Annotated in this window: 10 protein-coding genes; 5 read left to right on the top strand and 5 right to left on the bottom strand. The window is 72.7% G+C overall.

From position 1 onward, the window contains the following. Window positions 1–681: 681 nt before the first annotated feature. Window positions 682–2,463 (top strand): exo-alpha-sialidase, encoded by a 1,782-nt coding sequence (locus ACIPRD_RS18060; RefSeq protein ID WP_401564223.1) that lies wholly within the window; start codon window positions 682–684, stop codon window positions 2,461–2,463. Here ACIPRD_RS18060 and ACIPRD_RS18055 read toward each other — a convergent pair. After that, window positions 2,413–3,423: a bile acid:sodium symporter family protein gene (locus ACIPRD_RS18055; RefSeq protein WP_401564220.1), complete on the bottom strand. Its 1,011-nt coding sequence runs from the start codon at window positions 3,421–3,423 to the stop codon at window positions 2,413–2,415. The two genes, ACIPRD_RS18060 and ACIPRD_RS18055, sit on opposite strands and share 51 nt — an antisense overlap. 236 nt (window positions 3,424–3,659) lie before the next feature. On the opposite strand from ACIPRD_RS18055, the gene ACIPRD_RS18050 reads away from it, so the two are divergent. The 3 genes from ACIPRD_RS18050 (at window position 3,660) to ACIPRD_RS18040 (ending at window position 7,748) form a co-directional block, all read left to right on the top strand. Further along, entirely contained in the window at window positions 3,660–4,529 is an 870-nt protein-coding gene (locus ACIPRD_RS18050; RefSeq protein WP_401564080.1) for a LysR family transcriptional regulator, read from the top strand. 437 nt (window positions 4,530–4,966) lie between these two features. Then, a complete protein-coding gene (locus ACIPRD_RS18045) occupies window positions 4,967–6,793 on the top strand; it encodes an AMP-dependent synthetase/ligase (RefSeq protein WP_356399371.1) in 1,827 nt (608 codons plus the stop codon). Window positions 6,794–6,911: 118 nt separating this feature from the next. Further along, window positions 6,912–7,748, top strand: coding sequence for an aldo/keto reductase (locus ACIPRD_RS18040; protein ID WP_401564077.1), 837 nt, complete (start codon window positions 6,912–6,914; stop codon window positions 7,746–7,748). 110 nt (window positions 7,749–7,858) lie between these two features. Here the strand turns inward: ACIPRD_RS18040 and ACIPRD_RS18035 are convergent, their stop codons facing one another. Continuing rightward, the gene (locus ACIPRD_RS18035) at window positions 7,859–8,470 is read right to left on the bottom strand and encodes a hypothetical protein (RefSeq protein WP_401564074.1); all 612 of its coding nucleotides are present in this window, start codon (window positions 8,468–8,470) and stop codon (window positions 7,859–7,861) included. Window positions 8,471–8,662: 192 nt separating this feature from the next. Between ACIPRD_RS18035 and ACIPRD_RS18030 the strand changes: the two genes are divergently transcribed. Continuing rightward, window positions 8,663–9,367 (top strand): glycoside hydrolase family 75 protein, encoded by a 705-nt coding sequence (locus tag ACIPRD_RS18030; RefSeq protein WP_356399376.1) that lies wholly within the window; start codon window positions 8,663–8,665, stop codon window positions 9,365–9,367. Between the two features lie 13 nt (window positions 9,368–9,380). Here ACIPRD_RS18030 and ACIPRD_RS18025 read toward each other — a convergent pair whose 3' ends face one another. The 3 genes from ACIPRD_RS18025 to ACIPRD_RS18015 form a co-directional block, all read right to left on the bottom strand. Then, the gene (locus ACIPRD_RS18025; protein WP_401564070.1) at window positions 9,381–10,082 is read right to left on the bottom strand and encodes an SDR family oxidoreductase; all 702 of its coding nucleotides are present in this window, start codon (window positions 10,080–10,082) and stop codon (window positions 9,381–9,383) included. 155 nt (window positions 10,083–10,237) lie between these two features. Beyond that, the gene (locus tag ACIPRD_RS18020) at window positions 10,238–11,221 is read right to left on the bottom strand and encodes a class I SAM-dependent methyltransferase (protein ID WP_401564069.1); all 984 of its coding nucleotides are present in this window, start codon (window positions 11,219–11,221) and stop codon (window positions 10,238–10,240) included. 187 nt (window positions 11,222–11,408) lie between these two features. Next, on the bottom strand, window positions 11,409–12,161 hold the full coding sequence (locus ACIPRD_RS18015) for a class I SAM-dependent methyltransferase (protein ID WP_401564066.1): 753 nt from the start codon (window positions 12,159–12,161) through the stop codon (window positions 11,409–11,411). Window positions 12,162–12,165: the final 4 nt, after the last annotated feature.

Raw genomic sequence — 12,165 nt, 5'->3', positions numbered from 1 at the left:
CTTCTCAGGTCGGGCTTTTTGCCGGGCCGCCACCGGCCGTCGCTCCCCCGTCCGCCGCTCCCCCGTCCGCCGCGGCCTGGGCGAAGGCAGCGATCGGGGCGAGGCAGGACCGGCCGCCCAGGCCCGGACTGGTCGGGTCGCGCCGGCCTCGGCGGCAAGGCCGGCCTGCGCCCCCCGAGGCGACACGTACCGCGCGCGCCGCACGCTTCTTGTGGGGTGTCCGGGCCCCGACTACCTTCGTGAGAGCGCACGTTGGACGTGGGATGTCCGCATGTCCAGATGTCCGGCCGACGAAGGGCAGGTCGCTCCATGCCGTCAGGTCTCCGCGCTCGTCCGAGATCCCGCCTCGGATCCCGCTTCGGGTCCGTCCTCGGATCCCGCCTCGGATCCGGCTTCAGATCCGTCCCCGTATCCCGCCTCGGATCCGGCTTCAGATCCGTCCCCGTATCCCGCCTCGGATCCGGCGTCAGAACCCGTCTCGGATCCCGTCTCGGATCCAGGCTGTTCATCGCCGTCACGGCGGCGGCGCTGGTGGGGGTTCCGCTCGCCGTGCCCCATCCGGCGCACGCCCAGGCGGCCGTGTCCCAATCTGCGCACGCCCAGGCCGCCGTACCCCATCCTGCGCACGCCCAGGCCGCCGTACCCCGTCCGGCGGGTGCCGGGTCCGCTGCCGGCCGCCCGGTGGGGCGGGTGGGTCCCGGCCGCGACGGCGGGTTCGAGCAGCAGGTTCTGTTCAAGGCGGCCCAGGACCCCGGTTACGCCTGCTTCCGTATCCCGGCGATCGTGCGGTCGGCGCACGGCACTCTGCTGGCGTTCGCCGAGGGCCGGGTCCTCAACTGCGGGGACGCGGCCGACATCGACATCGTGGTCAAGCGCTCCACCGACGGGGGCCGCACCTGGGGGCCGCTGCGGGTGGTCAACGAGGGCGGGGGCGACACGCACGGCAACCCGGCACCCGTCGTGGACCGCGCGACCGGCCGCATCCTGCTGGCGGAGACCTACAACACGGGCCGTACGGACAGCGCCGGTTGCTCCACGCCCTGCGACCGCAGCCCGCACCTGCAGTACAGCGACGACGACGGACTGACCTGGTCCACGCCGCGCGACCTGAGCCCCGAGATCCTGCCGGCCGACTGGAACTCCTGGTACGCGACCGGGCCCGTGCACGGCATCCGGCTCACCCGCGGCCGGCACGCCGGGCGGCTGGTCCTCGGCGTCAACACCGAGACGTGGGACGGCGGCCGGATCACCGCCAACCACGCGGCGCTCGTCGTCAGCGACGACCACGGGGGCCACTGGCGGATCGGCGCCACCGACACCTGGCCGGTCGCCGCCGACGGCACCTTCCGGCAGAAGCCCTCCGAGGTCACCCTCGCCGAACTGGCGGACGGCACGGTCCTGGTGAGCGGACGCGAGCAGGACGGCACCGACCTCGGCCACCGCACCCAGACCGTCAGCCGGGACGGCGGCGGCAGCTTCGCCGCGCCCTTCCGCGGCCTCCCCGCCCTGTACGCCCCACAGGTGCAGGGCTCGGTCCTGCGGGTGGGCGACCGCCTCCTGCTGGCCTGCCCCGCCGACCCCGACCGGCGCCGCACGATGATGATCCGTTCCTCCTACGACGGCGGCCGCACCTGGGACAGCGTGGACCGCGGCACGGTCGTCACCACGGACTGGTCCGGCTACTCCGATCTGGTGCGGGCCGATTCCGCCGCGGTGGGCCTGCTGTACGAGGGCGGCGCGGCCGACGCCCGCGACGAGATCCGTTTCGCGCGCTTCACCGTGGACCGGCTCGCTCCGCGCCGCGGCCCCGACCCGCGCACCGCCGACCTGGCCCCGGGCGGGCGCCCGGCCTCGGTGCTCGGCGGAGCCGGGGAGACGGACGGCGTGCTCGGCGGCGCGCTGCGGTTCGACGGCACCGACGACGCCGTACGTCTTCCGTACAGCCCTCGGCTGCCGCTGGGCGACAAGGACTTCACCGTGTCGCTGTGGTTCCGGTACACGGCCGTGTCCGGGGAGCAGCCGCTGCTGTGGATGGGCGGCATCGGCAGCAGCCAGCCGCAGGTGTGGCTGCGCGGCGAGCCGGCGAACAACCGCCTCCAGGGCCTGATCACCGTGCGCGACGGGGCGGCGGCGCCGGCGACGGCGTTCGTGCGCTCGGCCGGCGCGTACAACGACGGACAGTGGCACCACGCCGTGCTCAGGCGCGGTGGCGGCCGGCTGTCGCTCGCGGTGGACGGGACGGAGACGAGCGCGGCCGGCGTGCCGGGCTCGGTGAGCCGCAACTCGCCGTTCGGCGTCCATGTCGGACAGCGCATGGACAGCCGCGCCTTCTACACCGGCGACCTCGACGAGGTCAGGGTCTGGGACCGTGCCCTGGGCGACGCGGAGCTGTCGGACCAGCGGGCCCTGCGGTCAGCGCAGGACACCGTGCTGTGGCTGCCCCTGGACCGGGTGCGCGGCTGACGGCCGCGGGTTCTCCTCCTCCGCGTCGCGGGCCCGCCGCTTGGCGATGACCGCGCACACCATCAGCTGCATCTGGTGGAACAGCATCAGCGGCAGCACGGCGAGGGAGGCGTGGGCGCCGAACAGGACGCTCGCCATGGGCAGTCCGGAGGCGAGGGACTTCTTCGAACCGGCGAACTGGATGGCGATCCGGTCCGCCCGGCCGAAGCCGAGTGCCTTGCCTCCGTACCAGGTCAGGGCGAGCATCACGGCCAGCAGGACGGCCTCGACGCCGAGCAGCGCGCCGAGTTGGAGGGGGCGCACCTGGTGCCAGATGCCCTGCGCCATGCCCTCGCTGAAGGCGGTGTAGACGACCAGCAGGATGGAGCCGCGGTCGACGAGTCCGAGCACCTTCTTGTGGCGGGCGACGAAGGGGCCGATCCAGCGGCGCAGCAGCTGTCCGGCGAGGAACGGCACGAGGAGCTGGAGGACGATCCTGCCCAGCGAGTCGGCGGAGAACCCGCCGCCGCCGTTGCCCAGCAGCACGGCCGCCAGCAGCGGGGTGACGACGATGCCGGCCAGGGAGGAGAAGGATCCCGCGCAGATCGCGGCGGGCACGTTGCCCCGGGCGATCGAGGTGAACGCGATGGACGACTGGATGGTCGACGGCACCAGCGTCAGGAACAGCAGCCCCTGGTAGAGCGGGTGCGTCAGCAGGACCGGCACCAGGCCGCGAGCGGCCAGCCCGAGCACCGGGAAGAGCACGAAGGTGCAGGCCAGCACCGTGAGGTGGAGTCGCCAGTGGCGCAGTCCGTCCAGCGCCTCACGGGTGGAGAGCCGGGCGCCGTAGAGGAAGAACAGGAAGGCGATCGCGGCGGTCGACGCGCCCGAGGCCACGTCGGCCCCGGTGCCCCGCGCCGGGAGGAGCGCCGCGACACCCACGGTGGCGAGCAGCAGCAGGATGTACGGGTCGATCGGCATCCGGCTCGGCAGGCGCAGGCGTTTCACGGTGCTCCGATTTCTGGTCGTCGGGGACGGGGGTGCCGGCACGGACGGGAGGGCCGGGCCGGCACGGACGGGCTCGCACCCGGGGGCGCAGGGGCTCCGGGGTGCGTCTCCATCGTCTCCCGCCCCGTGTCGATCGGGAATCCGGCACACCACTCTGACTGTCATCACGGTTCGCGATGACCGGGCTCCGGCGGGCGTACCCTGCCCGCATGTACGACCCCACCCACCTGCGGACCTTCCTCGCGGTGGCCCAGACGCTCAGCTTCACGCAGGCCGCGCGGCGGCTCGGGCTGCGCCAGTCGACGGTGAGCCAGCACGTACGCCGGCTGGAGGAGGCCGCCGGCCGGCAGCTGTTCGCGCGGGACACCCATTCGGTGGAGCTGACCGAGGACGGCGAGGCCATGCTGGGCTTCGCGCGCCGGCTGCTGGAGGTGCACGAACAGGCGTCGGCGTTCTTCACCGGCACGCGGGTGCGGGGCCGCCTGCGGTTCGGCGCGTCGGAGGACTTCGTGCTGACCCGGCTGCCGGAGATCCTGGAGGCGTTCCGGTACGACCATCCCGAGGTCGATCTGGAACTGACCGTGGAGCTGTCCGGCACCCTGCACGAGCGGCTGGCCGCCGGGAAGCTCGACCTGGTGCTGGCCAAGCGGCGTCCCGAGGATCCGCGGGGCGAGCTGGTGTGGCGCGAGGACCTGGTGTGGATCGGCGCCGAACGCCTCCGTCTTGACCCCGACCGGCCGGTCCCGCTGATCGTGTACCCGCCGCCCGGCATCACCCGGGCGCTGGCCCTGGAGGCGCTGGAGGCCGAGGACCGGGCCTGGCGGATCGTGTGCACCAGCGGCAGCCTCAACGGACTCATCGCCGCCGCCCGCGCGGGCCTCGGGGTGATGGCCCACTCCCGCCGCCTGATCCCGCCCGGTCTGTTCCGGGTGCCGGACCGGGCGGGGCTGCCCGAGCTGGGCAAGGTCGACTTCGTCCTCGTGCACGGCCGACGGCGCCCCGCAGCGGAGGGTGCCGCCGACGCGCTGGCCGCGGCGATCCTGGCGGGCGGGGAGCGGCTGCGCCGCCGCGGCGGCTGAGGGCGCGCGAAGCCGACCTGAACTGCCCGTGACACGGATGCGCCGGGGGCGGGCGGAGTCCGACGACGGGACCCGGGCGGCCCGTCGCGCATGGCCGCGGGGCCTCCGGGGAATGCCCCCGGTGCCCGTCCGCGCCGGACGGCGGCCCACCCGGTGTGGATCATGGTCCGCTCCCCACGCATGCGGAGACACTCGCCATGGGCCGTAATCGGCGCGTACAGATTCGGTGGAGATTGGGGCGGCGCTCCCTACGGGACCGTAAGTGTTGTGTCCGTCCCTTCCCCATGTGCGGGCATTTTCCGGTCACCGAACGACGCGAACGCGCGGTATGTACCGTTCTGCGATCCCTCCCGCACGTGGGGACTGTGAGGTAGCTTTCACGGCGCCGTGCGGAGGTTCGCTGGCGTGTACGAGGAGCGAGGAACGGGGAGCGACGTTTGCACGAGTTCACCAACCCGCTGTTGGCGCCGGCGCCACAGGCCGGCGGTCTGGCCGACACCGTGTTCGAGCACGCGCGGACCGATCCGCTGCGCGTGGCCCTCGGCCGCAAGGACGAATCCGGCCAGTGGCAGGACGTGACCGCGGCGGACTTCCGCGACGAGGTGCTCGCCCTCGCCAAGGGTCTGCTGGCCCGGGGTGTCCGCTTCGGCGACCGGGTCGCGATCATGTCCCGCACCCGCTACGAGTGGACCCAGTTCGACTTCGCGCTCTGGACGATCGGCGCGCAGGTCGTGCCGCTCTACCCGACCTCGTCGGCCGAACAGTGCTTCTGGATGCTCTACGACTCCGGATGCACGGCGGCGATCGTGGAGCACGAGGACCACGCGATGACCATCGCCACCGTCATCGACCGCCTGCCGCAGCTGCGCCAGCTGTGGCAGCTGGACGAGGGCTGCGTGCAGGAGCTGTACGACGCCGGGGCGCACCTGGACGACGAGCTGGTCCACCGGCACCGGCAGGCGGTCACGCCCGACTCGATCGCGACGGTCATCTACACCTCGGGCACCACGGGCCGCCCCAAGGGCTGCGTGCTCTCGCACGGCAACTTCATGTTCGAGGCGGACAGCGTGATCGGCCGCTGGGAGCCGGTGTTCCACTCCAAGAAGGGCGACGAGGCCTCCACCCTGCTGTTCCTGCCGCTCGCCCATGTCTTCGGACGGATGGTGGAGGTCGCCACCATCCGCGGCGGGGTCCGGCTGGGCCACCAGCCGCAGCTGCACGCCGCGGCCCTGCTGCCCGATCTGCAGGCCTTCCGGCCGACGTTCATCCTCGCCGTGCCGTACATCTTCGAGAAGGTGTTCAACTCCGCCCGGCGCAGGGCGGAGAAGGAGGGCAGGTCGGGGCCGTTCGAGAAGGCGATCGACATCGCGGTGCGCTACGCGGACGCCCTGGAGGCGAAGGCATGGGGCATCGGCCCGGGGCCGTCGGCGGCGCTGCGGATGCAGCACCAGTTCTTCGACAAGCTGGTGTACTCCAAGGTGCGGGCGGCGATGGGCGGCCGGATACGCAACGCGATGTCCGGCGGTTCGGCGATGGACCGCCGGCTCGGGCTCTTCTTCGCCGGTGCCGGCGTGCAGATCTACGAGGGCTACGGGCTGACGGAGTCCACGGCCGCGGCGACCGCCAACCCGCCCGACCGCACCCGCTACGGGACCGTCGGCCAGGCCGTCCCGGGCGTGACCGTGCACATCGCGGACGACGGGGAGATCTGGCTGAACGGCGAGAACGTCTTCCAGGGGTACCTGAACAACCCCAAGGCGACGGACGAGTCCCTGCACGACGGCTGGCTCGCCACCGGTGACCTCGGGGCGCTGGACGAGGACGGCTATCTGACCATCACCGGCCGCAAGAAGGAGATCCTGGTGACCTCCGGCGGCAAGAGCGTGTCGCCCGGCGTGCTGGAGGAGCGGGTCCGCGACCATCCGCTGGTTAATCAGTGCATCGTGGTCGGGAACGACCGGCCCTATATCGCGGCGCTGATCACCCTGGACCAGGAGGCCGTCGAGCACTGGCTCCAGATGCGCGGCAAGCCGGGGCAGGCCTCGGCGCAGCTGGTGCGCGACCCGGATCTGGAGGCCGAGGTGCGGCGGGCGGTGGTCGCCGCCAACACGCTCGTCTCGCAGGCCGAGTCCATCCGCACCTTCCGCATCCTCGCGCAGCCCTTCACCGAGGAACACGGCCTGCTGACGCCGTCGTTGAAGCTGAAGCGCAAGGCGATCGAGAAGGCGTACGAGGTCGAGGTCGAGGCGCTCTACCAGGCCTGACGCCACCGTCGGGCGGCGCGCGGTCCGACACGGGAGGGTGTGTTCAGGAATGCTTCCGGGCAGGTGATCGTTGACCATGGGAAGACCACCTGTCGACAACCGAAGGATCAAGAAGCCCGTGAGCAGCAAGGTCCCCCCGATCACCCTGAACAACGGCGTCGAGATGCCCCAGCTGGGCTTCGGCGTCTGGCAGGTGCCGGACGACGAGGCCGAGCGGGCCGTCGCCACGGCGCTGGAGGCCGGGTACCGCAGCATCGACACCGCGGCGATCTACGGCAACGAGGAGGGCACCGGCAAGGCCATCGCGGCCTCCGGTCTGCCCCGAGAGGACGTCTTCGTCACGACCAAGCTCTGGAACAGCGAGCACGGCTACGACTCCACGCTGCGCGCCTTCGACACGTCGCTGGAGAAGCTGGGTCTGGACTACCTGGACCTGTATCTCATCCACTGGCCGCTGCCCTCCAGGGACAACTACGTCGACACCTACAAGGCGTTCGAGAAGCTGTACTCCGACGGCCGCGTCCGGGCGATCGGTGTGTCCAACTTCCACCCCGAGCACCTGCGGCGCCTGATCTCCGAGACCTCGGTCGTCCCGGCGGTCAACCAGATCGAGCTGCACCCGCAGCTCCAGCAGCGGGCCACGCGCGCCTTCGACGCGGAGCAGGGCATCGCCACCGAGGCCTGGTCGCCGCTGGGCCAGGGCAAGGGCCTGCTGGAGGTGCCCGCGATCGTCGCGATCGCCCGGAAGCACGACCGCACGCCCGCCCAGGTCGTGCTGCGCTGGCACGTCCAGCTGGGCAACATCGTGATCCCGAAGTCCGTGACGCCGTCGCGGATCAGGGAGAACATCGAGGTGTTCGGCTTCAGCCTGGACGACGAGGACCTCGCGGCGATCAGCGCGCTCGATGAGGACCGGCGCCTCGGCCCCGACCCGGCCGAGTTCGACATGGCCTGACGTGCGCCGCCCGCCCGGGACGGCCTCCCGGGCGGGTCGGGCACGGCCGGGCGCGGACGGTGACCCGGACCTCCGGGCGGACCGGTAAATCCGGTCAGTGGGCCAGGGGGTCAGCCGGGCCGTACGTCTGCGTGGACGACCTCGAACTCCTCCAGGCCGACGACGTCCACCCGGACCTTCGCCGCGGTGTCGTGCCGGACGGCGGCCTGGGCGGCCCGTGACGCGGCCATGGAAGCGCGGTCGGTGAAGAGGGCGCCGACCTGTCCGGTGCCCCGCTCCCGGTCGAGGAAGAGGCCGGCCGTCGCCAGGCCGTGCATCTCCTCCAGCCGCGGGAGCACGGCCGAGCGGAAGGTGTCGGCGAAGATCCGGGCGTCGGCCGGGTCGAACTCCACGCGCGTGACGCGCAGCCCGCCGCCCGCCCGCGGCACGCCGACCGCGTGGTAGACCACCGCCTCGAAGTTCTCGACCGCCAGCGTGCCCGCGAAGGGCCGCAGCATGCCCGGCCGGTGCTCGCGCATCACCTCGTCGCTGTTGTGCCGGGCCTTCTCGGAGTCCCACCAGCTGACTCCCAGCAGCTTGCCGAGTTCCCGGTCCACGAACACCCCGGCCCCCCGGTACCCGGGCCGCTCCTCCAGCAGCTCCCGCCCCTCGCTGTTCAGCGCCCGCACGGCGGTCTCGATCTGCTCCGGGTCACCGGTGACGTAGATGGTGCGTACGAACATGAGATCTCTCCTCCCGGCTCGGCACGACCAGTGTTCCGCCGGGAACGGAACACCGCAAAGCAGTGCGTCCGGCCCCTCCTCGGCGGTCCCGGGGACGCGCCGGGCCGTCGCGAGGCTTGACGCGGACATGCGGTCAGGGCACCGTGGACGACACCCGGTAAGGAAACTTTCCTAACAGAAGGGTCCCCCACAGTGCGTCTACGATCACTGACCCTCGCCGCGGCCTCCGGGGCCGCCCTGCTCGCCGCCGGTGCCCTCCCCGCGGGCGCCTCCGGCCTCTCCCACGCCCGCGTCCCGGCCTCGGCCCAGGAGGGCACGGTCGGCGCGGCCGACCTGCTGGCCAAGGTGACGTCCTGTTCGCAGATCTCGAACGGCAAGTACCGGACCGACGACGAGACCTCGGCGACGGTCCCCGTGTGCGGCAAGAACGGCGCGGTGTTCTGGAAGGCCGACATGGACATCGACTGCGACGGCCAGCGCAGCACCAACTGCAACGAGGACCGCGACCCCTGGTACCAGGACGACACCGCCTTCCACCAGTCCGACGGCAAGCCCCTGAAGGCCGAAACGCTGCCGTACGTGGTGGTGCCCAGCTCCAGCAGCATCTGGAACTACGCGGGTGCGGGCATCAAGGGCGGCGGTGTCGTCGCCGTCGTCTACAACAACAAGGTCGAGTACGCCGTGGTCGGGGACACCGGCCCCACGAAGATCATCGGTGAGGCGTCGTACGCCACCGCCAAGGCGCTCGGCATCGACCCCGACCCGGCGACGGGCGGGGCCGAATCCGGCGTCACGTACATCCTGTTCAAGAACTCCGCGGTCTCCCCGATCGAGAGCCACAGCGCGGCCGTGACCCTCGGCGACCAGCTGGCCAGGCAGTTCCTGCAGAACAACTGAACCGGCGCGTACGTCAGTTGGGCTGACCCAGCGGGCGTACGACGACGGTGTTGACGTCGACCCCGGCCGGCTGCCGGATCGCCCAGACGACCGAGTCGGCGATCTGGTCGCCGGTGAGGAGGTTCCCCGGCGGCAGGCTGCCGTGGCTGTCCCAGAAGGGGGTCTCCACCCGGCCGGGGGCGACCAGGGTCACCCCGATGCCGAACTCCGTCACCTGGCGCCGGGTGTTCTCGGCGAGTCCGGTGACGGCCCACTTGGTGGCGCCGTAGAGGTTGCCCGGGGTGGGCACGAACCCGGCGACGCTGCCGATGAGGACGATCCGGCCCCGGGACTCCTTCAGCGCGTCGACGGAGGCGCGGACGAGCAGGGCGGGGCCGAGGACGTTGGTGAGGACCATCTCGGTCCAGCCGGCCGGGTCGCCCTCGGCGACGGAGTCGTGGGTGGCGAAACCGGCGTTGGCGATGACGGTGTCCAGCCTGCCGTACGCCTTCACGGTGCTGTCGACCGCCTCGCGCACGTCCTCGTACACCGAGGCGCTGCCGACGACGGTCCGCAGCGCCTCGGGGTTCCCGAGACTGTCGGCGAAGTCCCGCAGCCGGCGTTCGCCGCGGCCGGTGACGGTGACCCGGTGCCCGGCGTCCAGCAGCTGCCGCGCGACGGCGGCGCCGATGCCGCTGCCGCCGCCGGTGATGAGTGCGACCGGAGTTTCGTTCATGGTGACCCCCTGTGCGTTTCGGTGAACGGCGGGGAGTCCATCACTTGGAGTGCTCTCCAGGTCAAGTGGCTTTGCAGGAAAGGGCTTTGGGACCTGGTCGAGAAGCCGGCCCTCGGAAGCACACGCCCTGGGGGGCGCCTCCCCCAGGACGCCCCCTAGGCGGGGCGTACCGCCGTGTGGACCGAGTAGGCGCCGAGGACGAAGACGTCCGGCCTGCGGTGCACGCTCGCCGGGTCGGACGGGTCGAGCAGCCGGTCCAGGGTGGCGCGGTCCTCGGCGTCGAGGCGCTCCTCGCCGGCCTCGCGCAGCCGGGAGAGATCGCCCGCGATGTAGTCGCGGGCGCGCTCGCCGGCGGGTGCGGGCAGGTCGATGAGGAAGCTGCGGGTGCGCGCGTCCTTCAGTCCGGCGGCGGTCAGCAGGGCCGGCCAGTCCTCGGTCTCGGCGACGGTGCCGGGCAGGCTCGCGCGCATGCCGGCGAACCACTCCTCCTGCACCGCGTCCAGACGCGTCTGGAGTCCGGGCCGGCCGAAGCCGATGTCGCGCGGCAGGAAGCGGAGCGGCAGTCCGCCCTCCAGCAGGGCCACGGTGCCGCCGGGGGCGAGCCGCTCGGCGAACGCGGTGAGCGCGGCCCGCTGGTCACCCAGGTGGTGCAGGCTCCGGCCGGCCCACAGCAGGCCGGCGGGCTGATCCAACTCGGCCAGGACGTCGGGCAGTTCTCCGGCGAGGGTGTCGAAGCGGCCGTCGAGTCCGCGCTCGGCGGCGCGGGCCCGGGCGCGTGCCAGCAGGGGTGCGGCGCTGTCGACCGCCACGACCCGGGCGTCGGGGAAGGCCTCGGCGAGCAGGCACGAGACGACTCCCGGGCCGCTGCCCGCGTCCACGATCAGGCCCGGCTCCTCCGCCTCCCGGGCCAGCCACGCCAGCGCGTCGCGGTACAGGGGCGCGAACAGTTCTGCCTGCGCCTCCAGGTACGCGCCCATCGCGCTCCAGTCGAGGTCGCCGTGGTGATGGTGGCCGCCCCCGTGACCGCCGGCGTGGCCGGCCCCGGGGCCGTCTCCGTGCGCGTCGCCGCTCCCGCTCCCGTTTCCGTGGCGGTGGGTGTCGTGGTCGTGGTGGGGGTCGGCGTGGTGGTCGTGCGCCATGGTGGTCAGCCTCTCGTCCGGTTGCGGCCAGCGTGCGCCGACACACCGGGAACGGGCCAGTTCCTTTGCCGTAACGGCAAAAGCGGGTGCCCGGAAAGGGATCGCGCGGCAAACGTCCGCGGGGGCCGTCAGGGACCGTAACCAGGGTCTTTCTTCCGGATCAGGCCGGCCTAGCAGGCCCTGGAGGTCACTCCGGCTTCCGGAAGGCGCGCAGGGTGAAGACGGGGTCGGGGCGGTGGCGGTGCTGGTCCGGGAGACGGGCGAGGCGGGCGGCGAAGGCCTCGGTGCGCGGGTCGTCGGAGCGCAGGAGCCCGAACCAGCCGCGCCGGAGGTCGTCGATGGTGCTCGCGGGGGTACGGCCCTGGCCGGTCCCCGGGAAGACGGCCTCGCCGCACGGGACGAGGCCCAGTCCGGCGGCGTGCGCGGCGACCGTGCCGGCGGCGTCGGGGGCGGGGCGCAGCGGGCGCGTGGCGAGGACGCCGTCGATGTCGCTGCCGACGTCGTGCGCACGGGCCTTGTCGACGGTGGTGACGTACACCCCGCCCGGCCTCAGCACGCGTGCGCACTCGCCGAGCGCGGCACGCAGGTCGGCGGGGTCGGCCAGCAGGTGCAGCAGCCAGACGGTGCTGACGGCGTCGAACGACGCGTCGGCGAAGGGCAGTCGGCGGCTGTCGGCCCGCAGGACCGCGCCGGGCATGCGGGCGCCGGCCATCCGGACCATCGCGGGGGCGAGGTCGGTGCCGGTCACACGGAGTCCGGGGCGGGCGGTCGCCAGGCGCCGGGTGACGATCCCGGTGCCGCAGGCGGCGTCCAGCAGCCGGGCCGGCCGTCCCGGCACACCGGGTATCAGTCCGAGGACGGCGCGGGCGGCCGCCTCGGCGCGCGGCTCACCGCCGCGGGAGGCGTCGTAGACGTCCGCTTCTTTGTCGTAGTCGAGCACGGGC

This window comes from Streptomyces sp. NPDC090108, assembly GCF_044747185.1.
Taxonomy (GTDB): domain Bacteria; phylum Actinomycetota; class Actinomycetes; order Streptomycetales; family Streptomycetaceae; genus Streptomyces.
This window is presented reverse-complemented; position numbering and strand designations above follow the sequence as displayed.

Bases quoted from the DNA above. Each gene is read 5' to 3' on its own strand.
- ACIPRD_RS18055 (WP_401564220.1), bottom strand. From the start codon at position 3,423: ATGCCGATCGACCCGTACATCCTGCTGCTGCTCGCCACCGTGGGTGTC.
- ACIPRD_RS18020 (WP_401564069.1), bottom strand. From the start codon at position 11,221: ATGGCGCACGACCACCACGCCGACCCCCACCACGACCACGACACCCAC.
- ACIPRD_RS18025 (WP_401564070.1), bottom strand. From the start codon at position 10,082: ATGAACGAAACTCCGGTCGCACTCATCACCGGCGGCGGCAGCGGCATC.
- ACIPRD_RS18050 (WP_401564080.1), top strand. From the start codon at position 3,660: ATGTACGACCCCACCCACCTGCGGACCTTCCTCGCGGTGGCCCAGACG.
- ACIPRD_RS18035 (WP_401564074.1), bottom strand. From the start codon at position 8,470: ATGTTCGTACGCACCATCTACGTCACCGGTGACCCGGAGCAGATCGAG.